Annotated in this window: 16 protein-coding genes and 1 CRISPR repeat array (1 of these 17 running past the window's edge); of the genes, 9 read left to right on the plus strand and 7 right to left on the minus strand. The window is 64.4% G+C overall.

Annotated features, from left to right (window positions below):
• Positions 1–7568: direct repeats of the CRISPR family, unit length 32 nt; unit sequence GTTTCAATCCACGCCCCCGGGTGGGGGGCGAC (it extends 1833 nt beyond the left edge of the window).
• 178 nt (positions 7569–7746) lie between these two features.
• Genes cas2 through cas3 form a run of 7 tightly spaced genes read right to left on the minus strand, consistent with a single transcriptional unit; the run spans position 7747 to position 15121 of the window.
• Complete coding sequence (cas2, locus tag J0909_RS06460; RefSeq protein WP_207261443.1) at positions 7747–8040, minus strand: CRISPR-associated endonuclease Cas2; 294 nt, start codon at positions 8038–8040, stop codon at positions 7747–7749.
• Positions 8041–8042: 2 nt separating this feature from the next.
• On the minus strand, positions 8043–9074 hold the full coding sequence (gene cas1c / locus J0909_RS06465) for a type I-C CRISPR-associated endonuclease Cas1c (protein ID WP_207261444.1): 1032 nt from the start codon (positions 9072–9074) through the stop codon (positions 8043–8045).
• The gene (gene cas4, locus J0909_RS06470; protein WP_207261445.1) at positions 9071–9682 is read right to left on the minus strand and encodes a CRISPR-associated protein Cas4; all 612 of its coding nucleotides are present in this window, start codon (positions 9680–9682) and stop codon (positions 9071–9073) included. Before cas4 ends, cas1c begins: the two co-directional genes overlap by 4 nt.
• A gap of 2 nt (positions 9683–9684) precedes the next feature.
• Positions 9685–10560 (minus strand): type I-C CRISPR-associated protein Cas7/Csd2, encoded by an 876-nt coding sequence (gene cas7c, locus J0909_RS06475; RefSeq protein WP_207261446.1) that lies wholly within the window; start codon positions 10558–10560, stop codon positions 9685–9687.
• Positions 10561–10563: 3 nt separating this feature from the next.
• On the minus strand, positions 10564–12279 hold the full coding sequence (gene cas8c / locus J0909_RS06480) for a type I-C CRISPR-associated protein Cas8c/Csd1 (protein WP_207261447.1): 1716 nt from the start codon (positions 12277–12279) through the stop codon (positions 10564–10566).
• Positions 12276–12935 carry a type I-C CRISPR-associated protein Cas5c gene (gene cas5c / locus J0909_RS06485; protein WP_207261448.1) on the minus strand — a complete coding sequence of 220 codons (660 nt, stop codon included), beginning with the start codon at positions 12933–12935 and terminating at the stop codon, positions 12276–12278. Before cas5c ends, cas8c begins: the two co-directional genes overlap by 4 nt.
• 26 nt (positions 12936–12961) lie before the next feature.
• The gene (cas3, locus tag J0909_RS06490) at positions 12962–15121 is read right to left on the minus strand and encodes a CRISPR-associated helicase Cas3' (protein WP_207261449.1); all 2160 of its coding nucleotides are present in this window, start codon (positions 15119–15121) and stop codon (positions 12962–12964) included.
• 318 nt (positions 15122–15439) lie between these two features.
• Here cas3 and J0909_RS06495 point away from each other — a divergent pair, with 318 nt between their 5' ends.
• The 9 genes from J0909_RS06495 (at position 15440) to J0909_RS06535 (ending at position 24033) form a co-directional block, all read left to right on the plus strand.
• Entirely contained in the window at positions 15440–16717 is a 1278-nt protein-coding gene (locus J0909_RS06495) for a PAS domain-containing protein (RefSeq protein ID WP_207261451.1), read from the plus strand.
• A 289-nt stretch (positions 16718–17006) separates the two neighbouring features.
• Complete coding sequence (locus J0909_RS06500) at positions 17007–17687, plus strand: FadR/GntR family transcriptional regulator (protein ID WP_286181834.1); 681 nt, start codon at positions 17007–17009, stop codon at positions 17685–17687.
• A 30-nt stretch (positions 17688–17717) separates the two neighbouring features.
• Positions 17718–17936, plus strand: coding sequence for a hypothetical protein (locus J0909_RS06505; protein ID WP_207261453.1), 219 nt, complete (start codon positions 17718–17720; stop codon positions 17934–17936).
• A gap of 62 nt (positions 17937–17998) precedes the next feature.
• A complete protein-coding gene (locus tag J0909_RS06510) occupies positions 17999–19402 on the plus strand; it encodes a hypothetical protein (protein WP_207261455.1) in 1404 nt (467 codons plus the stop codon).
• Positions 19403–19422: 20 nt separating this feature from the next.
• Positions 19423–20592, plus strand: coding sequence for an MBL fold metallo-hydrolase (locus J0909_RS06515; protein WP_207261457.1), 1170 nt, complete (start codon positions 19423–19425; stop codon positions 20590–20592).
• Positions 20593–20670: 78 nt separating this feature from the next.
• Entirely contained in the window at positions 20671–22491 is a 1821-nt protein-coding gene (locus J0909_RS06520; RefSeq protein WP_207261459.1) for a CobW family GTP-binding protein, read from the plus strand.
• Positions 22488–23078 (plus strand): MotA/TolQ/ExbB proton channel family protein, encoded by a 591-nt coding sequence (locus J0909_RS06525; protein ID WP_207261460.1) that lies wholly within the window; start codon positions 22488–22490, stop codon positions 23076–23078. The genes J0909_RS06520 and J0909_RS06525 overlap by 4 nt, the downstream gene beginning before the upstream one ends.
• Positions 23075–23509 carry an ExbD/TolR family protein gene (locus J0909_RS06530; protein WP_207261461.1) on the plus strand — a complete coding sequence of 145 codons (435 nt, stop codon included), beginning with the start codon at positions 23075–23077 and terminating at the stop codon, positions 23507–23509. Before J0909_RS06525 ends, J0909_RS06530 begins: the two co-directional genes overlap by 4 nt.
• Positions 23506–24033 carry an energy transducer TonB family protein gene (locus J0909_RS06535; protein ID WP_207261462.1) on the plus strand — a complete coding sequence of 176 codons (528 nt, stop codon included), beginning with the start codon at positions 23506–23508 and terminating at the stop codon, positions 24031–24033. Before J0909_RS06530 ends, J0909_RS06535 begins: the two co-directional genes overlap by 4 nt.
• Positions 24034–24122: the final 89 nt, after the last annotated feature.

A 24122-nucleotide genomic window follows, 5' to 3' on the forward strand; every position in this document is an offset into this window, starting at 1 on the left:
CTCGCTATGCAGCGACCGGGCCCGTTTCAATCCACGCCCCCGGGTGGGGGGCGACGTTGCCGAGGCCGAAAGCGTGCTTTGCCTGGGACAGTTTCAATCCACGCCCCCGGGTGGGGGGCGACATCCCGCCGAACAATAACATATCCATCATACCCGGTTTCAATCCACGCCCCCGGGTGGGGGGCGACAATTTGCCTAATATGCGGCGGCCCCATGATTAAGGTTTCAATCCACGCCCCCGGGTGGGGGGCGACCCGGTGGGAGACTCGGATACAGCCTCTGGTGCAGGTTTCAATCCACGCCCCCGGGTGGGGGGCGACGGACGCATACATCGCCGCCGTGTTGCCGGAGTCCGTTTCAATCCACGCCCCCGGGTGGGGGGCGACCCGTCCATCTTCGACACGTCCGAAGAGATTCTGGCGTTTCAATCCACGCCCCCGGGTGGGGGGCGACGGACGGCGTTTCCCGCATCATTCTTCGGCACCTTGTTTCAATCCACGCCCCCGGGTGGGGGGCGACCATGGAGTTCTCAACCTGGATCGCAGCCTCTTCCCCGTTTCAATCCACGCCCCCGGGTGGGGGGCGACACCTCAATATCGGTGCGGATGCCCAGAGTGCGGAGTTTCACTCCACGCCCCCGGGTGGGGGGCGAGCGTGATAAAGCATTTGCGGGCAGGGTATGAGGCCGTTTCATTCCACGCCCCCGGGTGGGGGGCGAGCGTGATAAAGCATTTGCGGGCAGGGTATGAGGCCGTTTCATTCCACGCCCCCGGGTGGGGGGCGAGCGTGATAAAGCATTTGCGGGCAGGGTATGAGGCCGTTTCATTCCACGCCCCCGGGTGGGGGGCGAGCGTGATAAAGCATTTGCGGGCATGGTATGAGGCCGTTTCAATCCACGCCCCCGGGTGGGGGGCGACCGTGATAAAGCATTTGCGGGCATGGTATGAGGCCGTTTCAATCCACGCCCCCGGGTGGGGGGCGACAGCAGATGAGTCTGGAGGCTAGGTTGGACCTGCTTGTTTCAATCCACGCCCCCGGGTGGGGGGCGACTAATCTTCCCCTTGCAGGGACTCCGCTCTCTTGAGTTTCAATCCACGCCCCCGGGTGGGGGGCGACTTTGGTGGAGGAGAGCAGACGACGGGAGATGGCCTCGTTTCAATCCACGCCCCCGGGTGGGGGGCGACACCCAGACCCGGAAAGCCGGATTGCCATAAACATGGTTTCAATCCACGCCCCCGGGTGGGGGGCGACGCCCCAGCTCGCGTGCAAGTTCAAGGCGGAGCCGGTTTCAATCCACGCCCCCGGGTGGGGGGCGACATCACTTATCGCGGCAGTGAGGACGGCCCGAAAGAGGTTTCAATCCACGCCCCCGGGTGGGGGGCGACGCGGCCGGACGCGGAACTGGCCGCGCTCATCGCCGCGTTTCAAACCACGCCCCCGGGTGGGGGGCGACGCTAGTCTGTTGGACCGTTGACAAACAGGACGAGGGGTTTCAATCCACGCCCCCGGGTGGGGGGCGACGCGGCCGGACGCGGAACGGGCCGCGCTCATCGCCGCGTTTCAATCCACGCCCCCGGGTGGGGGGCGACGCTAGTCTTTTGGACCGTTGACAAACAGGACGAGGGGTTTCAATCCACGCCCCCGGGTGGGGGGCGACCTGGAAGACTGCCTCGCCGCCCTTGATCCCGAGGGTTTCAATCCACGCCCCCGGGTGGGGGGCGACCCTCGCACCGATCGGGACTTCGCCAAGCTGGATCAGTTTCAATCCACGCCCCCGGGTGGGGGGCGACGGCGGCGGACAGATGCAGAAGCTCGGCGACCTCCTGTTTCAATCCACGCCCCCGGGTGGGGGGCGACTTGGTGGTGGAGGTGTCCGTGAAAATGCCCGAGTCGGGTTTCAATCCACGCCCCCGGGTGGGGGGCGACATTCCGGGGCGATGGGCCACTCCACCGATTCCGGGTTTCAATCCACGCCCCCGGGTGGGGGGCGACTGGCCCGGATGCAGGAGCGGAACGAGGCTTGGGAGGTTTCAATCCACGCCCCCGGGTGGGGGGCGACTTGGAAATAGCTGCCCATGACCTTGCGCAATGTCCGTTTCAATCCACGCCCCCGGGTGGGGGGCGACACGGCCAGAGCCGTGTACGTCTGGACACGATCCGGTTTCAATCCACGCCCCCGGGTGGGGGGCGACGGATTGCCACCGGGAGAAACCCCGACGCGGCCGTGTTTCAATCCACGCCCCCGGGTGGGGGGCGACCGCTGCACCATGCCGAGGTGCGGGCGTTTCTAACGGTTTCAATCCACGCCCCCGGGTGGGGGGCGACATCCGGCCTTGACGGGGTGTCTGTGACATAATACGTTTCAATCCACGCCCCCGGGTGGGGGGCGACGGGCCGAAGACACGGCTTCCTGCATGACGGGATTGTTTCAATCCACGCCCCCGGGTGGGGGGCGACTACCCGAGGTGCGCCCGCGCGTGCTGATCATGGAGTTTCAATCCACGCCCCCGGGTGGGGGGCGACTCAAGCACGCCCTGGTCGGTGCGGCCCTGGTCAAGTTTCAATCCACGCCCCCGGGTGGGGGGCGACCGACCCGCAGGCCGTTACCAACCTCGCAGCACTCGTTTCAATCCACGCCCCCGGGTGGGGGGCGACTTCTCCTTGCCTACCGTCAATACCGCTAAAAAAGTTTCAATCCACGCCCCCGGGTGGGGGGCGACACGGCCACCTCGCGCACCCAGTCCGACATGCGCCGTTTCAATCCACGCCCCCGGGTGGGGGGCGACCTGGGGGCCGCCCGGACGCCGCCTGTCCGGGAGGGGTTTCAATCCACGCCCCCGGGTGGGGGGCGACTGACCGGGATTTTAACGGTGTTCGGGCCATACTTGTTTCAATCCACGCCCCCGGGTGGGGGGCGACCGTATAACTCCCATTAGTTTGGGTAATATTGCCGGTTTCAATCCACGCCCCCGGGTGGGGGGCGACATCCCACCATGCAAGTCCTGGATAACATACTGGCAGTTTCAATCCACGCCCCCGGGTGGGGGGCGACCGCGGCCATGCAATAGCCAGGGGGGGTATCAATGGTTTCAATCCACGCCCCCGGGTGGGGGGCGACGTTGATAAGTGGGGATTATACGAAATATCTGCATAGTTTCAATCCACGCCCCCGGGTGGGGGGCGACGTCACGGCATACGGCAACCACGGGCGTACGAACCAGTTTCAATCCACGCCCCCGGGTGGGGGGCGACCGGCCTTGAAGGTGTCGCTAGGTGGTGGAAGCTGCTTGTTTCAATCCACGCCCCCGGGTGGGGGGCGACGATCAAGATCATGCGCTTGGAAAAGCAAGTATCCGTTTCAATCCACGCCCCCGGGTGGGGGGCGACATGTTCCTGGACATGTGTTCGGCTACGTCCTGGGGTTTCAATCCACGCCCCCGGGTGGGGGGCGACAAGCCGCTGGTCGGCGGCCGGACGCGCCGTCCGAAGTTTCAATCCACGCCCCCGGGTGGGGGGCGACCATTCGGCAATTCTACGTATTGCATCACATAAAAGTTTCAATCCACGCCCCCGGGTGGGGGGCGACGGACGCGCTCTGCCTGATGTTGAACACAAGTCCGGTTTCAATCCACGCCCCCGGGTGGGGGGCGACAATCACACAAAAAGGAGGATACCTATGGCAGAGGTTTCAATCCACGCCCCCGGGTGGGGGGCGACCATTCTCGCAGGGCCACCAATCCACACCCGCCCGTTTCAATCCACGCCCCCGGGTGGGGGGCGACCAAGAGCGACCACCACAAAGCGCAAGGCTACGCCTGTTTCAATCCACGCCCCCGGGTGGGGGGCGACGTATGCGGGTCATGTTCCGGAAAACCCCATGGCTGTTTCAATCCACGCCCCCGGGTGGGGGGCGACGTCACCGCCCTGTCGAACCTGTCCATCTACGTCCAGTTTCAATCCACGCCCCCGGGTGGGGGGCGACGCACTCCTTTCCCTCCACGGGGGAGGGGGCGTCGGTTTCAATCCACGCCCCCGGGTGGGGGGCGACGAACGGGTCAAGGCCATCCAGGCGGCTGTCCAGGTTTCAATCCACGCCCCCGGGTGGGGGGCGACTTATTGGTGAAAATGAGTTATCCTTGCCCACAATAGTTTCAATCCACGCCCCCGGGTGGGGGGCGACTGAGGCGTTTAAGGCGACCAACCGCCGAAGTGCTGGTTTCAATCCACGCCCCCGGGTGGGGGGCGACGTGGAATCGTCGGCATTGACAAATGGCAATTTGATGTTTCAATCCACGCCCCCGGGTGGGGGGCGACCCGCTGGAACCCGACCAACTTTTACGCGCACCGATAGTTTCAATCCACGCCCCCGGGTGGGGGGCGACATCGAGTAACCCGCAACTGCGGCCAACTCGATTGGTTTCAATCCACGCCCCCGGGTGGGGGGCGACGCGTCTTGTACCATTGCTCCACAGCCAAATCCGAAGTTTCAATCCACGCCCCCGGGTGGGGGGCGACTCTGTTTGGTGAGGGGGTTCCGGTAAGAGACTCGGTTTCAATCCACGCCCCCGGGTGGGGGGCGACCGTCCTCAATGCCTACGACTGCGCGGGCTTCAAGGTTTCAATCCACGCCCCCGGGTGGGGGGCGACATGCCCGATCCTTGAGCTGGTTCCGGTTGAGGGGGTTTCAATCCACGCCCCCGGGTGGGGGGCGACTGTCCATGATGCCCGAGTCCTACGGCGGCGGCTGGTTTCAATCCACGCCCCCGGGTGGGGGGCGACTCTCCATCCACTTGTCCGCGCCCTTGATGGCCTTGTTTCAATCCACGCCCCCGGGTGGGGGGCGACTGTCCATGATGCCCGAGTCCTACGGCGGCGGCTGGTTTCAATCCACGCCCCCGGGTGGGGGGCGACTCTCCATCCACTTGTCCGCGCCCTTGATGGCCTTGTTTCAATCCACGCCCCCGGGTGGGGGGCGACTGTCCATGATGCCCGAGTCCTACGGCGGCGGCTGGTTTCAATCCACGCCCCCGGGTGGGGGGCGACTCTCCATCCACTTGTCCGCGCCCTTGATGGCCTTGTTTCAATCCACGCCCCCGGGTGGGGGGCGACTGTCCATGATGCCCGAGTCCTACGGCGGCGGCTGGTTTCAATCCACGCCCCCGGGTGGGGGGCGACTCTCCATCCACTTGTCCGCGCCCTTGATGGCCTTGTTTCAATCCACGCCCCCGGGTGGGGGGCGACTGTCCATGATGCCCGAGTCCTACGGCGGCGGCTGGTTTCAATCCACGCCCCCGGGTGGGGGGCGACTCTCCATCCACTTGTCCGCGCCCTTGATGGCCTTGTTTCAATCCACGCCCCCGGGTGGGGGGCGACTGTCCATGATGCCCGAGTCCTACGGCGGCGGCTGGTTTCAATCCACGCCCCCGGGTGGGGGGCGACTCTCCATCCACTTGTCCGCGCCCTTGATGGCCTTGTTTCAATCCACGCCCCCGGGTGGGGGGCGACTGTCCATGATGCCCGAGTCCTACGGCGGCGGCTGGTTTCAATCCACGCCCCCGGGTGGGGGGCGACAGGACTACCGCGCCCTCAAGGCGCTGCCCGAGGCGGTTTCAATCCACGCCCCCGGGTGGGGGGCGACGACGTGAACAAGGGCTGGATGCAGTTCATGCGCGAGTTTCAATCCACGCCCCCGGGTGGGGGGCGACTACGATGGCAACGTGTTGACAGCGTACTGATTATAGTTTCAATCCACGCCCCCGGGTGGGGGGCGACTTGGGCGCGTCCTCCCGGGTTTGGAGCGAATAGTTGTTTCAATCCACGCCCCCGGGTGGGGGGCGACAGACTGCACAATGTCGGCAAACGTGCGCCAGGGGGTTTCAATCCACGCCCCCGGGTGGGGGGCGACCGGCCGGACGCGGAACTGGCCGCGCTCATCGCCGCGTTTCAATCCCCGCCCCCGGGTGGGGGGCGACTCTCGTGATAGCCGCCGCAATCGGGACAGCGAACGTTTCAATCCACGCCCCCGGGGGGGGGGCGACTCGCGTGATAGCCGCCGCAATCGGGACAGCGAACGTTTCAATCCACGCCCCCGGGTGGGGGGCGACCGCTAAGCGCCGGGAGCATCTCAAACATTTCATGTTTCAATCCACGCCCCCGGGTGGGGGGCGACTCTCGTGATAGCCGCCGCAATCGGGACAGCGAACGTTTCAATCCACGCCCCCGGGTGGGGGGCGACGCGGCCGACCCCATCCGGTGCCCAGCGATGGATTGTTTCAATCCACGCCCCCGGGTGGGGGGCGACAGGACGTAGCCGACGACATGGCGAAAAACATCATGTTTCAATCCACGCCCCCGGGTGGGGGGCGACCGGTCGTAGCGGTCGCGCCCTGCGCATTATAGGTGTTTCAATCCACGCCCCCGGGTGGGGGGCGACACTCATGGGCGTTGTAGTGATGGGGACTCTCATTGTTTCAATCCACGCCCCCGGGTGGGGGGCGACGTCGCGGCGCTGACCAACCTGCCGTACTCGACCCTGATGTTTCAATCCACGCCCCCGGGTGGGGGGCGACTCTACGTGGACCTGCCTGTTTGCCCGGGCGATGCGGTTTCAATCCACGCCCCCGGGTGGGGGGCGACCCATGGCCACCGTGTACCGCTGGCTCAGGGGCGTGGTTTCAATCCACGCCCCCGGGTGGGGGGCGACCTTATGGTCGTGACTCTTACACAGAGGACCACTGGTTTCAATCCACGCCCCCGGGTGGGGGGCGACAGGACAGAGATCAGAAGGCCATTGACCTTTACAGGTTTCAATCCACGCCCCCGGGTGGGGGGCGACACCTGGGCGTGGCCATGCTCGACAAGGCCGCCGAGTTTCAATCCACGCCCCCGGGTGGGGGGCGACCGAGTGCAGCGCCGCCAACTCCGGGTCCACCGCCAGTTTCAATCCACGCCCCCGGGTGGGGGGCGACTTATGACGCACGCGCACGGATAGCCGACAAAATGTTTCAATCCACGCCCCCGGGTGGGGGGCGACATGGCTACGCGGCCTCCTGATTAATCGTGTCGATGTTTCAATCCACGCCCCCGGGTGGGGGGCGACTTCGGCGCTGCTGCATTGGCCAAAGGGGATGCCGTTGTTTCAATCCACGCCCCCGGGTGGGGGGCGACCCCCCGACGCATATACAGTGCCGCCCCAGGCGTATGTTTCAATCCACGCCCCCGGGTGGGGGGCGACGCAACCCCCGCGCCAAGGGGCAGGTCGAGTGCGCGTTTCAATCCACGCCCCCGGGTGGGGGGCGACTACCGCTCCGGGTTCGCGGCCGCACTCCCCAGGGGTTTCAATCCACGCCCCCGGGTGGGGGGCGACCCCCGGCCCTTGTTCTCCTTGATCAGCCGCTCGGGGTTTCAATCCACGCCCCCGGGTGGGGGGCGACCTGGATTTTCAAAAAATAGGAGGGACCTGTGAACAAGTTTCAATCCACGCCCCCGGGTGGGGGGCGACGCCAATTCCTGGCCGAAGGAAAATCCTTCGCCAAGGTTTCAATCCACGCCCCCGGGTGGGGGGCGACTGTGGGGGGCCAAACGTCCTTCCGGTGCGGGTTGCCGAGGGGAATTCCGCGAACCGGGAGCAATGGGGGCGGCCCGACATGCGCCCAAAGGGGAACATGGTTCCCAATTAACCGGGATAACGGGTTATTGGCAACCGCGCGAACCTCCCGGGGATTCCGCAACCGCTAGGGGTTCGCGCTAGAGAATCAGAACGTCCGTTTCCGGGTCGTAGGCGGCGCCGGAACCGTGTTGTTCCACCCGCCGCTGCCAATTCTTGCCCAGAAAATAAAAACGCAGGCTATCCCGCTCCTCATCATACGCCTCCAGCAACCGGTGACGCAGTTGAACCCATTGAGCGGGCTCGACCACGCACTCGAACACCGAGTACTGCACTCGCTGCCCGAAATTCTCGCAGATCTTGGCAATCCGGCGCAGCCGCCGCTTGCCGTCCGGTTCCGCGAAACCGACATCGTAACTGACCAGTACCAACATGCTCACTTCCAGAAAAAGGGTGGATAGCCGTCCAGGTCGCCGCGCACGGCCCGCGCCATGAGCCGCGCCTGCACATGGAAGGCCAAGCCGAGCGGAAGGCGCTCCTTCAAAAACGGGTGCAAGGCTTCATCCTGCTTGCGCTTCTGCCAGGCCGTGAGGACCGTTTTACGCGTGTCGTCATCCATAAAGACCGCGCCGCTTTCCTTGCGCACGAAGCCGCGAGCGCGCACCTCCCCGCGATTGATCAGGGACAGCACCAAGCGGTCGGCCAAAAACGGCCGGAACTCCTCCATGACATCCAGGGCGAGGCCGGGGCGGCCGGGCCGGTCGCGGTGCAGGAACCCGACCTGCGGGTCGAGCCCCACCGCTTCCAAAGCGGAGCGCACGTCATGGGCCAGCAACGTGTAGACAAAGGAAAGCAGGCAGTTGACCGCATCCAGGGGCGGCCGCCGGTTCCTGCCCGCAAAGCAAAAGCTCTGGTCCTCGGCGAGAATCATGTTCCCGAAAACCGAGAAATAGGCGTTGGCCGCCTGCCCTTCCATGCCGCGCGCCTCATCCAGCGGGACCGGACGCCGGAGGCGCCCGGCGCAGTCGTCGAGCACGGCCAGGGCCCGGTCCATGGCGAGCCGGTCCACGCGCTCCCCGTGGTCGCGCAGGCAACGACGGAGCACGGCCCGCGAATTGGCCGCCTTGCCGATGATGATCGACCGGGCCAGGCGCGACGAACCGTCCTCGTCGTCCGCCAGCCGGTACTGGGCCCGCCGAAGCAGAACATTGCCGCTTTGCGGGCCGCGCACCCCGGCCAGATACCGCCCCCGCTCGGTCAAAAACGAGACGGCCAGCCCTTTGTCCCCGCAATGGCCCAGCAAAAACGGGCTGCACAACACGTTGCCGAAGCAGACGATGCCGTCCAGCACATGGACCGGAAAGCGTCGCTTCGCCCCGTCTTCGGTGCGAACCACCACGCATTCGCCGTCCTTGGACAGATAGCTGCCCTGGGAGGTGATGTAGAGCGTGTTCAGAAGTTTCTTCACGGGTCCAACCCCCTTTGCAGATAGGCCTCCACGCGCCGGGATGCGCCGGGCATGCACGCGCCCGCAAGCGAGCAACCGCGGCACCGCTTGCCGGGCGAGGCGTCGGGCGTCGCGGCCCGCTCGATCATGACGTGCAGTTCGCGGCAATGTCGCTGCACGGCCTCGCGCAAAGGGGCGTCAAAAACCACCCGCTCCCTGCGCCGGGGCTTGCCGTAGAAGATAGCCCCCTCCGGAACCTCCACGCCGAGCATCTCCTCCAGGCACAGGGCCTGGGCGCAAAGCTGCTCCCGGTCCCAATCCTCGACCTTGGGGCTGCCGCGCTTGTATTCCACGGGATACGGCGTCTCGCGCCCGTCCGGCCCGGGCCGCAGCTCCACAACATCGGCCACGCCGTAGAGCCCCAGCCGGTCGCTGCGCAGGGGCACGGCCCGATCCTGGACCACGCCCCCGCGCCGACCGGGGGCCCCGGCGTCCGCACGCAGATGCAGAAGCCGTCCCTCGGCGGTGTACAGGTTCTCCTCCCAGACCTTTTCCACGTGAATGAGCGCGCACTGCCTCGGGCAGTACAGATAATGCTGCAACGCGGAAAGAGGCAGGGTTCGGTCCATGGCTAGAACTTCACCTCCAGGGTGACGATGTCGGGAATGGCCGCCTTATCCACGGCGACCACGTAATCCGTGAAGGCGCGGGCCGGTCCCTCGGCATCCTTGCGGGTCACGGTCACGGCCTCGAACAGCTTGTGCGCCGGGGCGTTGCCCAGGGCGTCCTTGTGTTTGAAGACGATCAGGCCGCGCGGGCTCATCTTGCCCCTGGCCGCCGAGTGATCGTGATCGAACATGTTGGCCAGGGCCTGCCAAAGCAATTCCAGATCGTCGTCCGAGAAGCCGGTCCCCTTGTCGCCTTGCGCCAGGTTGGCGGACACGAATCCCTCGGCGCGGTACAAGCCGTAAGGCACAATGTGCTTGCGGCCCATGGTCCGGTTGTCACCCTCCTGGGCCTCGGCCTCCTTGGCGGTCTCCACGGCCATGCGGGTGATGGACACCTCGGCCGGAACAATGGGCTCGATGCTCTTGGCAAACGTCAACTGCACCGGCCCGCGCACCTGGCCGCAGTTGTTTTCCTTGGTGGACATGACCGCGCCGAAGGTGCGCACGTCGAAAAAGTTGGCGCACATCCACTTGCGTGCGGCGGCCACCTGCTCATCCTTCTTCTTGAGCGCCTTGACCTCCTCGGTCTTGTAGGCGGGCTCGCGGGTTTGGGAGAGCACCCCCTTTTCGGCCACGTAAATGTTGTACCCCTCGCCCCCCTGCTTCACGACATCCACATAGTTGCGGATCTTGCGCTTGAGGCAGACGTCGGTGACCAGACCGTGGCCGGTCTCGGGGTCGATGCGCGGGGTGTTGCCCGCGTCCGGGTCGCCGTTGGGGTTGCCGTTCTCCACGTCGAACAGATAGACGAACTCGTAGCGGTTATTGATGGCGGCCATGGTCTAGTCCTCCGTATTCTTTTCTTTTTTGGTGTAAAAATCCTGACGCTGTTGATAGTAGCCGAGAATAAACATGCCCTGCTTCTCCGACGGCATGGAGGCCGGGAAGCCGGTGGCGGCGTCGATGCCGCCCACGATCTCCTGAATGGCCTTGTCGAGGGTGACCGCCCAGCCTGGCTTGTCCTTGCGGATTTTCGCCAGCCCGTGCTGGGCGTTCTTCATGATGATGGGAAAGGTCCGCGCCGGCGTGGCGGCGGCGGACGCGAAGAAGCGATCCCTCACCGTGGCGTTGGCCCCGGGAACCGCCTCCTCCTGAATACGCTCGACAATGGCGAACAGCCTGCCGAGACGGTAGCCTATGTCCGTATTGGTGGTATCGAGAGTCATGGGAATCTCCTGTTTTCTGTTGCGGACGAGAAAAGCCTTGATCACGGCCGCCCGCAGGTAGTTGACTTCCTTGTCGGCCCGGATGCGGCCTATGGCGGAAGAAAGCAGGGTCTGGGGATAGGGCAGGCCCTGGACGATGGAGCGGACGAACTGGCCGAAGAGCAGCGGCGACATGTTTTTCGCGTCCCGCTGCGGGGCCAGCTCCTTAAGCAGCCGCCATGGGCTCGGGTGCTCGGGATCGCTGTCGAACCGCCGTTGCAAGGCCAGGGCCCGGAAATGGCGTCCCAGATTCTCCGCCATCTCCCCCACGGTGCCCACGTGCCAGAAGCGCACGGACAACCGGGCCGCGTTGGGCGACAGGCCGAGCACGTAGAACGGGGTGCTCGCCTCGCCCAGTTCGTCGGGATATTTTCCCTTGGCCATGTCCGTGAGGTATCGTTCCAACCGTGCGGCCAATGCGTCGTCCTCGGTCTTTCGCCCTCCCATGCCGAAGCCGAAGAGGGGTTCCGCCTCGCCCGGCCCATCGGCCCAGAAGACCACGGTGGTCTCGCCCACCTGGACCTTGCGCGGACTGTCCGGGGCGAGCAGATGGTTCAGCGCCGTGGTGTAGGCGAAGGCCGCCTGCTCCGAGACCGGGGAGTTGAGATTCTGCTCCTTGCCGTAGGACTTGGCCGCATCAAAGTTGAAGGAAATCAGGGAAGCGCCGGCCATCTGCGCGCCGGGCACGCCCTTGATCTTGGCATGGGTCGGCGGGATGGGACCGATCTCGCCGGTGACCAGGCAACGGCCCGTTGCGAACTCGTCGTTGTCCGAAAGGCGCTCCAGCCACGCCTTGCGGAAGGCGGACCGGTCGTGCAGAAAGCCCGGCTCGCCATCGAGCATGAAAACCACGTTCAGGCCGACCATGTTCTCCCAGCCGGGCAGTTCCGAGGCCCGCGCCGGGTCCCAGTCGTCCAGAAAGGCCAGCAACGCCCGCGCCCCCTTGTCGTCCACGCCGTCCAGGACCCCGGCGGCCAGCGCTTTGAAGGCCGCATGGGTTTCGGCGGTCCGCTCCGGTTTGCCCTTGTCGTCCGCGCCAAGCACGTACCCGGTGTTGTCCCAGGCGAAGTTGGACCGTATCCCCACGGACCGGCCCACCGGCCCGGGCACTTCGATGCGACTCGGACGCCCTTTCTCGTCTCGCAGGTCCATGGGACGGCCCGCCAATGCGCCGGACCGGTCCAAGATAAGGCAGAAGTGCACCCCCTGGCGGCCAAATCCGAACTCGGGCACGTCCTTTTTGGGGGCCGCGAGCAATCGCGCGTAATAGTCATTCAAGGCCTGCAGGATCATGAGGCCACCCCCTCGCGCTCAAGCGCCCGGGCCACCTCGACCACACCGCGTTCCAGGGCCGGACGGAAGAACAACGGGGCCATGTCGTTGCGGTAGTCGAGGTCGTAGAGCATCCAGCCCAGGTCGCGCGGCGCCTCAAGGGCCAGGGGCGAGGCCGGGACATCGCCCTCCACGGGCTCGAAGAAGGCCGCGAACTCGCGGCAGCCAAGATACGGCCGGTGGAAGCACTGGCCCTTGCCCGCGCGACGGTTGAACATGTCCAGATGCTTGCCGTCGTTGCGGTCTTCGGGCGACGTGTATTCGAAATGCGCCTCGATGACGTATTCCACGTCGCGCAGAAGCAGGGCGGCCCGTTGCTGACGGTTGTCCTCAATGAACAAGCGCAGGGGTTCGCCCCCGCCTTTCATGGCGGTCTTGACGCTGCCCACCGGGAGCTTGGCCGACACCTCGTTACGGCGCACGTTGTCGAAGCGGATGGGTTTCATGACGTGGATGCGGTCCACCACCCAGCGGATGGACGGCTTCCAGTACACCGCCTCCAAAATCCCCCGCGCCGCCGAAGGGGTCATCACGTCGTAACTGACGCGCTCCACCTTCATCTCCGGCCGGGTGAAGCAGGCGTACTCTCCCCAGACTCTGAGTTTTATTCCTGACACGAATCAAAACCTCCGTGTTGTAGTGCCTAAGCCAAAAAATACTCCGGATCGGCTTGCCCAGGCACGGTCAAGCCGAACAAATCGTCGTAAAACTCCATGCGGCAGAGCACGTTGCAGCCTTCCACCGCTTCCTCCACTGCCCCGATTTCGTCCAGGGAGCGGAACTGACGTTCATAGACCTGAACCGTATACTGCTGGAGCCTGCGCAGAATGCCGCCGGGATGCTCCGCGTAGGGCAGCGCCCCGGCCAATTCCCGCGCCCGGTCGTCCCACGGGATGATCACCGGGACCATGGGGTTGTCGATCAACCGGAAGTCGTCCGCCGCCCGGCGGAAATACCATTCCCCCTGATCGTTGCTCAGGGCGTCCATGATCCGCTTCCGGTCCAGGCGGTCCCGTTGTAGCCAGTAGTGCAGACGGAAGTATTGCCGGATGGCCTCGGGCGAAAACGGATCGTCGCCGTACTTCCCGCGCAGGACCGAGGCCGCATGCTCCGCCTGGGCGGCGAAGGCCCTGGGCAGCCCCTCTGCAGGATAAAACACGGACACCGGGGCCGTGTCCCCGCGCTCGCCCTCGCGATTGCACCGCCCCGCCGCCTGGGTGATGGAATCGAGCCCCGCCATCTCACGGATCACTTCGGGAAAGGATACGTCCACTCCGGCCTCGACCAACTGGGTGGAGACCACCCGACACGGCTCCCCGGCCTTGAGCGCATGCCGAATCTCCGCCAGCCGCGCGGACCGGTGGGCCGGGCACATCAACGCGCTCAGATGTCGCGCCCCCGGCTCATCCCGGACCATCCCGAACAGCTCGGACGCCCGGGCGCGGGTGTTGACGATGCTCAGGACCTGTTCCCGCTCCCGAATCAACCCTGCCACATCGGACAGGGCCAGTTCGCCGAGATCGCGCAGGACCGTGCGCTTGAAGTCGCGATGCAGCCGGTCAGGGTCCGGGGCCAGCTCCCGGCCGTCGAGCCCGGCCAGACCCGGCGCGAAGTCCTCCCGGCGCAGGGCGGGCTGGGTGGCCGTGCACAGGACCACACTGCACCCATAGTGCGCGGCCAGCTCCTCCACCGCGCGCAGGCACGGGTCCAGGAACTCCACAGGCAGCATCTGCGCCTCGTCCAGCACGATGACCGACCCGGCCAGGTTGTGCAGCTTGCGGCAGCGCGACGTCCGGGCAGCGAACAAAGATTCGAAGAACTGCACGTTGGTGGTCACCACCACGGGCGCGTCCCAGTTCTCGCAGGCAAGCCGATGACGGCGGGCCTCGGCGGATTCGCGGGCGTTATCCGCGCGGGCAAAGACCGCCTCGGCGTCGAAGTTGCTGTGATGCTCGATCACCGCGCCATCCGGAAAAATATCGCGGAAGACCCGGGCGTTCTGTTCGATGATCGAGGTGTAGGGAATGACGTAAACCACCCGGCGCAGACCGTGCGCAAGGGCGTGGTCCAGGGCGAAGGCCATGGAGGTCAGGGTCTTGCCGCCCCCAGTGGGCACGGTCAGAGTGAACAGACCGGGGGCGAGAGCCGCCCGCTCCCGGCAATGGGCCAGGATTTCCGCACGCAGGCCGTTGATGCGTCCCGTCGTGCCGAACGCGGCCAACCTGCGGTCCAAAGCCGCGCGCAGGGCCTCAAGCGGCGGGCCCGGTTCGCGCCATCGGCTCTTTTCCTTATCGACGAAAGCCTCGGTGTCGAGAAAGTCCGCATCCACCAGGGCGGAAAAAAGCATGCGGGTCAGAAAGGCGCACTGAAAGGCGTTTTGCGGAGGGAACGGCCAGCCCGGTTCCGTGAAGCCGTCAAGCGGGCTGTTGCCGGGCAGTTCGTAGGCTTGTTTTATGATCTTTTGCAATGATGCGCGCGGCCCGGAACCGTAGAAGTCCGGCAAGCCGCCATGGTGCCCGGCCACGCAATAGGCGGCCATACGGCCGAAGGGCGAGCCCAGGGCTTCGAGCAGCTTGGCTCCGGCCCCCTTGTGATCCGCGTGGCCATTGAACTCCCCTAACAGCCGCTGCTGAAACCTGGGATTGCTCTTCCCCACATCGTGAAGCTGTCCCACGGCTCGTCCCCAATCGGCGGCCCCAAACGCCGCAGCGAACGATGACGCCTTGTCCGCCACGTTCTGAAGATGTTCCTCCAAGCCCTGCCACGATTCCGGACCGGCATCCGCCAACGAATGCGCGTACATGTCTCGTCACCTCCGATTTTCTCGTCCGATACCACACACTGCGCCGGATCAAAATAGTGTTTTACATGTTTATCCGCTGATAGACGCTGCACGCCGTTTGTCGGAACCGCCCGAGGGGGAGCCCGGGCTTGAACGGCCCGGCATGGGCGCGGGAAGGGATGGCGGGAAAAAGGCCGCGCGGGTGACGTTCGGCGGGATATCGACAACCGGTCGGGCACGTACCGGCAGGATCGATCACGACCTGTTTGCCAATTGTTCTCAAAACACGTTAAGAGTTTGTCTGCCGACCAACCACCTGCATCACGCCAAAGGACCTTCATGCCGGATTCCACAGCAAAACCGAACAACCCGCCCGAGGAAAAGATCCTCGCCAACTACCTCGAAGAACTGCCCGGCATCGTCTGGCGCATCAATGTGGTCAACAACGAAATCACCTTCCTGAATAAATACGCCGCGTCTCCCGAAGGGGAAAGGATCCGGGCCGTGCTCCAGAATCCCCAAATCCCCCAGGAGGTCATCGTCCCCAAGGACAGGGAGCAATTCCGCTACTGCCACCAGTTGATCCGAAGCCGCAGGAGGACGGCCTGCTCGTTCCGGGTGCGCTCCGAGACGGGGCCCGTGAAGTGGTTCAAGTTGATGGGCATGCCCGACCCGGTGCATCCGCAATGCTCCATCGGGATTCTGCTGGACATCTCCGACCACGCGGAAACCATCCTCAAGGCCATGGGGAGTCCGCGGCTGTCGGCCAAGATCGACATGATGGCCGACCCCGTGTTGCTGGTCCGCTTCGTGGACCGGACCGTCCATCTCGCCAACCAGGCCGCCCGGCAGTTCCTGGGCTATGACGACCAAACCCTGGCGCAGATGACTCTTCAGGACCTGCTCCGCCACAATCCCGACACCGACCTGTACCAGATATACGAGAGCCTCATCTTTTCCGACCATTGGAACGGCGACCTGCTGATCACCGACGCGCACGGCAAGAGCCACCTCTGCACCGCCCGCATCCAGGCCATCTCCCGGCAGGAAGACAATCTCCTTTGGATGACCCTGTCCCACCACAACAACTGTACCGCCTGCAAGGGGTTGCCCGTGCGGGGGAACGAGGCCGTATCGGCCAAATTCTCCAATGCGTCCTTGAGACGCTGCGCCTCGGTCAGGACCCTGCTCAAGGCCATGCTCCGGGCGCTGCCCAAGGGAGCGCCGACCAGCGCCCTGCTGCTCTCGCGCATCTTCATAAACGAGAATTTCGTGGCGGTGACCGGCGTGGGCGCGCCCTTTGAAAAGGACCCGGAGGATTTCGCCCACCCCTACGAAGGGTCCATTGCCGAAAGCATTGTACGCTTCAAGCAACCCAACCACGTGGTGGCGGAAACGTCCAAAAGCATCAAGGCCATCGACTGGGCCCTGTTCATCCCGCGCGGCATCCGCTCCTACTACGCGCAGCCTTTTTACGAGGACGACATCCTGACCTACGTGCTGATATTCTGCTCCACGGAGCCGGACAGCTACGATCCGGACGCCGAAGCCCCCCTCCTGCCCCTGCATGGAGAATTCCTGGTCAATCTGGACCGCTGCCTGAAGAAAAAACGGTAATTCTGGTCCAACCAGCCTAACGTCGAATCCCACTTCCCCGCCCCGGTCCCGCGCCGGGGCGTCTTTTTTTGCCGCCCAGCGACCAGCAAACTGCGTCGACCATATAAATCAATTATATCAAGATAATAAAACAATCTTATGCCATATTTTAACAAAATCGGCGACAACTGGTTGGGCCAGTTTTGTGCATTTATTTGCAATTTAGCTTGCCTCCTTTCCAAGACGCGACCTAAAAGAGAAATGAATAAATAAGCATCAGACATAAAACGAAAAACTGGTTGGGCCAGATATGACGACAACAGCACAACGACCGCTTCTCTGCCGCAAGGTGGTGGCCATGCTCCGGAGCAATTCCTTCTCCATCGGCGACAAGCTGCCCGGCGAACGCAGGCTGGCCACGATGTTCAACACCTCCCGCAACACCGTGCGCGAGGCGCTCTGCAACCTGGAGTCCATGGGCTACCTGGAAATCCGGGAAAAGAGCGGCTGTTATCTCAAAAGCAAGGAAGGCCGCATCAACTGGGAAATGCTCCGCACCCGCAAGAACCCGGCGGCGTTCCGGCAATTCGTGGAGACCCTGGCCCTGGTTGCGCCGGGGCTGGCCCGCTCCCAGGCGGCCAGGCTCACCGCCCGCGACATGGCCAGACTGGAGGAGGCCACGGTCAACATCAGTTGGGCCATCGTCAATTCGGACCTGCCCACCATCAGCCATCGCTACATCACATTCTACCTCACCCTCGCCGAGGTGGCGGGCAACGACTACCTGTTGCTGCTGATGAAGGAACTGGTCCTGGCCTCCCGGAACCTGCAAAGCGCCGCCGTCGGCCTTTCCGAGGTCCAGAAGGACACCCTGTTCGCCCTCCACGTGGAGTTGTTCAACGCCTTGAAGAACAGGCAGCCGGACGCTGTCGAGGATCTCGCCAAACAGTGCATGCAGGTCTTCGCCAGACTGGTCCTGCCAGAAGAATAGATGGGCGAAGGCCACACCACGGGAGCCCTCATGAAACGAAGAGAACTTTTCCGCCGGTTCATCCCCTTCGGGAACCATGACCAGAAGGATGTTGCGAACGCCCCCCGCGCCGGGGAACGGCCCAGGCCGCCCCTCACGGAAAACGAGCGTTTCCTCCGCGCCATGGCCCTTGGGATCGACCCGGCCACCGTCACCCCCGGGCAACTGGATACGCTGATTTCGGAATCGGAACCGTCAACCACACTGTAAAAAGCAGGGTTGGATCCGGGGATTGATCACCCCCTGTCCGGCACCTCGGTTAGGAGTACGACATGGACAACAGTAGCGTCAGCTACCTTGAGAGTCGGAAGCTGGTCAAACGCTGGAGCGGGCCTATTCCGGCGCTGGTGAATACCATATTCATCCTCGCGATATTCTACGCGACATGGTGGATTTTCCAGGATCCGCGCGGCCTGATGCGCATGTATACCCCCTACGTGGGCTACATGGTCTGCCGCTGGCTCCTCATCCTCTTCATCTGGGTCGCCTACATCTTCGACTACTGGCCGTTCAAACGGTCCTGGCTGGAGAAGACCCACCCCCTGATCAAGGGCACCATCCTCACCCTGGTCAGCGTGGCCGCCATGATCCTGCTGATCAAGGGCTTCTTCGTCGAGATCCTCGGCAACTTCGGCATCGCCTACTTTGACCCGTCCAGGCTCGAAGCCATGGGCATCACCGACTTCTACTCCATCGAATACGCCGCCGAGGCGATCATGATGTTCGCCGCCATCGCCTCCTGGCTCTCCCCGAGCTGGGTCGTGGCCTGTGAAAACGCGCCCTGGCAGAAGCTGGACCAGCCCGCGCGCGGCATCACCATCGCGGTGGTCACCTTCTTCCTGAGCATGATCGTCTATTTCCTGACCATGCATTCGCACATGGCCATCCTCTTCTACCCCTGGCAGAAGTTCACGGCCATTTGCCCGCCCTATTGGGAGCAGTTCGCCAATACGGTCTCCGGCAACTTCCACATCGCCTGGATCATGTGCTGCACCGTGGTGGTCTGGCTCTTCGAGACCATCTGGGAGCGCTATCCCTTCAACCTGATAAAGAACGACGCCCTGCGCCGGGTCACCTCCTTCTTCGGCATCATCGCCATCGCCGTGGCCCTGTGCTTCTTCCTGTACTACGCCCAGGACCTGGTCTGGGGTCAAACCATCCGCGGCACCCGCCGCCTCATGGCGCCGGACTGGCGCTGGCTGCACGTCGGTGAAATGGCCATCTTCTGGCTGGTTCCCTCCCTGTACCTGGCCTTCTACTGCAACAACTGGCCGACCAAGTTCAGCCGCCCGGTCAACGTCTGCATCCGCACCCTGCTGACCGCGCTCATGGCCGCCTTCGTCTACATCGTCTACTACAAGACATCCCACCTGTTCCTGGGGACCCAGAAGGGCTTCTCCCATCCGCAGCAGTTCCCCATGATCCCCATGATCTGGCTGATCAACATCTTCCTGATCAACGTCTGGTTCATGGACGGCTGGCCGGGCTGGCGCGCCGTGCCCAAGACCACGGCGGAGCTGGCGGAAATCAAGGAAGAGGTCGTGGCACACGACGTCGCCTGGACGCCGGGCCTGGCCAAGGGCCTGTTCATCGGGCTGTGCGCCGGCGTGCTGCTGTACATAGCCATCATCAACATCCTGCCCTGGATTGGTGAGCATTTCACCATCATCCACTAGGCGAAGCCCCGGAGAACATCATGAGCAAAGACAACAAAGGCATTACCAGACGCGATTTCGTCAAGGGCGCGGCCACCGGGCTGGTCGTCGGCGCGTTCGCCAGCATGGGAGTCTACTCCTACACCTCCTCGGCATACGACCGCCTGCCCACGGCGGAAAGAAAGATGCATGACTTCGGTGCCTGCCGCAGCGTGCGCGTGACCAACATCTCGGAGACGAGCTGGTTCAACAACGCGCATCTCATCGGCGACATTCACGAGGCGGGCGGCCTGCTGGTCAACCAGTACACCCTGAACTGGGCGCCGTTCGCCAACGGCAAGGGCTCGGCCAAGGGCTCCTACGACGACGGCATCGGCTCCATCAAGGAACTCCTGCCCAACGACCTGAAAAAGGCCTGGGAAATCCAGAAGAAGCTGGCCCTGCACCCGGACAATCCGGGCGGCTACTCCTGCCTGCTCGAAGTGGAGGATCTGGACGGCACTATCCACAAGTACCTGCTGGACACCGGCTGGTCCTACGAGTGGATGGAGGACAGCTTCAAACGCGAGGGCATCGACAAGATGCTCGAAGAGCAGCAGATCGAGGCCCTGTTCATCTCGCACGAGCACTGGGACCACTTCTGGGGCCTGCCGGTCACGGTCAAGTACGACAACCGCATCCCCCTGTACGTGCACGACGGCTTCTACAAGGAAGGCCTGCAATACATCAAGGATTGCGGATACAAGGGCGAAATGACCATCGTGGACAAGCCCATCACCGAGATCATCCCGGGCATGGCCCTGCTCAAGTTCGACGTGCCCATCATCAACCGCGTGTTCGGCGAGACCTCCCTGGCCTTCAACATCAAGGACAAGGGGCTGCTGCTCATCTCGGGCTGCTGCCATCAGGGCATCCTCAAGTTCGCCGACTTCGCCCAGGCCAACCTGAAGTATGACAACGACCGGTTCTACGGAATCTACGGCGGATTGCACATCTCGCCCTTCGAGGACTGGGACCCCAAATACGACGACCTGGTCATCTCCCTGGGCGAATGGGGCTTCGAGCGCATCGGCTGCAACCACTGCACCGGGCATCTGACGGCCAAGAAGTTCATCGAGGCCGGATATCCGGTGGTGCGCGGCACCGCCCGGTTCCGTTCGGCATCCAAGGACTACCTGGGCAACGGCGACAAGATCAGCTTCGGCTGTTAACAACCGCACACCACCTCCACCCCATCAGGTCCGGCCCGCCGCAACGGCGGGCCGGGCCGCCCCAAACGAGGATCCGTCATGCAACTCAACGCCGTGCTGCCTCCGCGCCGCAGCCTCCACCGAAAGATCGACCTCCCCGAGATGCTGACCAATTGCCTGCTGGCTGCCTGCCAATACACGGCGTTCAAACGGCTGACGGGCTGGAAGGGCATGGCCATCTGCCCCCGGTCGCCCCGGGCCTGGACCATGAAGGTCCGCGCCCGGCCGGGCGTGTTCGGCCTGGCAGTCGAAGACGATCGGGAAGACGACCGGGGCAGTCACGCCCGCCTCGGCGTGTACTATTTCCCCGCGCCCGGGGAACCGCTCCTGGAGAGCATGTCCCTGGCCGCCCACCTCGCCTCGGCCCGCCCTGGCTACATGGAGATCGTGCGCCGCTTCACGGCCATGGGCGAATGGGCCGTTCCCTTCCGCATGGGCACGCTGTCGGCCTCCCTGACCCCGGACGAAAACGGGCTGGTTCTTCGATGCGACGCCCTCGACAGGAAACTGAGCATTGCGCGGGACGGACTGGTCACCCCGGAAGGCAAATGGGTGCTCCGGCCCGGCGAGGCCGAGGAAGACTATCCCGCCCACGAGATCGCCTTGGATATCGTCCTGGTGCTGGCCGCCGCGATCACGAAAAGCCTGGAGGAGCAGCCCCGCCGCGTCGGGTGCAGCCGGACCCCGGCCCTCGGCATGGCCTACGGCAACGACGGCGGCCGCACATCCGTGGACGACGGCATCGAAAGAATCGGCGACCTGTTTTGCTGGGGCGAGGCAAAGGCCCTGGCGAACCTGGCCTCGCCCCTTCTGACCAATTGCGAAGTCACCGCCGGCCCCGAATCCAGGACCGACCTGCCCGCCCCGCTGGACGATGCGCTGTTTTGGAAGACCCACGATCTCCAGGCGCTTTCCCAGGACCAGGCCTTCGCCCCGGCCTTCGACAGCCGCCCCGGCCTGATCGTGCTCAGCGGATTCCTCGGTTCGGGCAAAACCACGTTTCTCAACCAGTTGCTGGAGTACCACGCGGCCCGCGATGAACTGGTCGCCATCATCCAGAACGAGATCGGCCAGACCGGCGTGGACGGCAAGTTGCTGGAAGGCGACGATTCCATCGTGGAACTGGACGAGGGATGCGTGTGCTGCACCCTGGCGGGCAATCTTTCCAAGGGGATCGAACAGCTCAAGGCCCGGTTCTCCCCCAAGATCATCGTGCTGGAATCCACCGGCCTGGCCAACCCGTTCAACATCCTGCACGAACTGGAGACCCTGCGTCCCCTGGTCCGCCTGGACTCGATCACCACCCTGGTGGACGCGGCCAACGCGCCGAGCCTGCTGGCCGAACATGAGATCGCCCGCGATCAGGTCGCGGCGGCGGACACCATTTTGCTCAACAAATGCGACCTGGCGGACAAAGCCGCCCTGGAACGCCTGCGTGCGACCCTGGGCGAACTGAACCGACGGGCCGTCATCGTGGAAACGGTCTTCGGGGCCGTCAATCCGGGCTACCTGTACGACACGGACCCGTTCGAGCAGCGGATCGCCCTCCCGTGCATGCCGGGCAAGAAGCACCATACCCACGACCATGAGGGATTCTCGTCGAGACGGTTCGCATTCCCGTTCGCCCTCGACCGCGCACGGCTGCTGGACGCGCTGGACGGACTGCCCGACTCGGTGTTCCGGCTCAAGGGCATCGTCCGCCTTGCGGACTCCCCTCTTCCCGAAGTGGTCCAGTACGTCTGCGGCCGCCATGAACTCTCCCCGCTGGGCGACGACTTCACCGAGGAGGGGTTTCTGGTGGCCATCGGAAAAGAGATGAATCTTACCCGGCTTGAGGAGCTGGAAGGAGCAAGCGCATGAATATCCTGCAACAAGGCGGCGTCATGATGTGGCCGCTGCTGGTCCTGTCCGTGGCGGCCCTGGCCGTCATCCTGGAACGGTTCGTGGTCTTCACCACCAGCCGGTTTCCCTCCCCGTCCACGCTGGACGGGCTGCTGGAGACGTTCCGCACCCAGGGCCGCGACGCGGCCGCTCTCAAGGGCGCGGAAACGGCCCCGGCCTTCGGCGCCTTTTTCCAAGCCTGCTTCTCGGAAAGCGGCAACGGCCGGGAAGCGGCCATCCAATCCGCCGGGGACGATATCCTCTTCCGGTTCAATGCCCGGCTCGACTTCCTGTCCACCGCCGCGGCCACGGCCCCGCTCATGGGGCTGCTGGGCACGGTGCTCGGCATGATCAACGCCTTTTCCCGGCTTTCCTCCTCGGGCGACGTGGACATCACCGTGCTGGCCGGAGGCATCTGGCAGGCCCTGCTGACCACGGCCGCCGGGTTGTGCATCGCCATCCCGGCCGTGCTGGCACACCGCTGGTTCTGCCGCGAATACGACAAGATCGCCCATGCCATGCAGCACACGGCGCGGCTGGCGGCCATCCGGGATACGGCGTCATGATCGACTTCAAGCGGCACGCGCCCAGACCGGCCGCCCCGGACATCACCCCGCTCCTGGACGTCGTCTTCATCCTGCTGATCTTCTTCGTTGTTTCGGCTGTCTTCACGGCCAAGGGCGTGGACATCGAGCTGCCCCAGGCCGAGACGGCCCGGGCCGTGACCGGCAAATCCATGGAGATCGAGCTCAAGGAGGACGGCTCCATCCTCTGCGACGCCGCGCCGGTCACCCTGCACGACCTGACCCACCTGTTGCGCAATACCATCGACCGCCCGCTTCCCCTGCAACCGGATCACATCCTGTTGAAATCCGCGCCCGGGGCCCGGGTGGAACGGTTTGTCCGGATCGTGGACCTGGTACGCAAGGCCGGGTTCAACAACCTGATCATAGCAACCAACACCCGCCCCAACCAGGATGGCGAGGCGGACCGATGACTTCCGCCCGGACCATATGGGCCTGCGTGGTCATCTCTCTGTGCCTGCACTGGTTCGCGCTGGAACGGCACTGGGCGCACACCCCCGAGCCGGCCGGGGAAAGCATCGTCATCCCGGCCGACTTCGACCTCTCGGTGGGCGCTTCGAGCGGGACCGGGCTGGCCCTGGAACAGGGATTTTCCCCCGATACGGAAAAAACCGACCACGAGGACACGCTCAGGCGGCTTCGGCGGCAGGCCCTGAAGCGCTTCCTGGCCCAGGTTCACGGCGCCGTGGAACAGCGCAGACGGCCGCCGGGCAGCGACCTCGCCGATCTGATCGGCAACGCCCGCTACCGATTCCACATCCGTCCCGACGATACCTTTTCGGAGATCGTCCTGCTCCACTCCTCGGGAAATCCCAAGCTCGACGCCGCGGCCCGGCGGGCCATCGAATCCGCCAGCGGCGCGGTCGAACGCCCGGCCCTCCTCAAGGGCCAATCCTGGACCATCGTCATCACGGTGAAGTATCAATACTCCCTCTGAGGACGGACGCCTCGCGGCCTGCGCGGCACTTTAATCCTTGCGTGCATAGTTGTTGCTCCTTATGGTGGCGCTCCTAAATCGACAGGCAT

This window comes from Desulfovibrio sp. Huiquan2017 (genome assembly GCF_017351175.1).
Lineage (GTDB): Bacteria > Desulfobacterota > Desulfovibrionia > Desulfovibrionales > Desulfovibrionaceae > Pseudodesulfovibrio.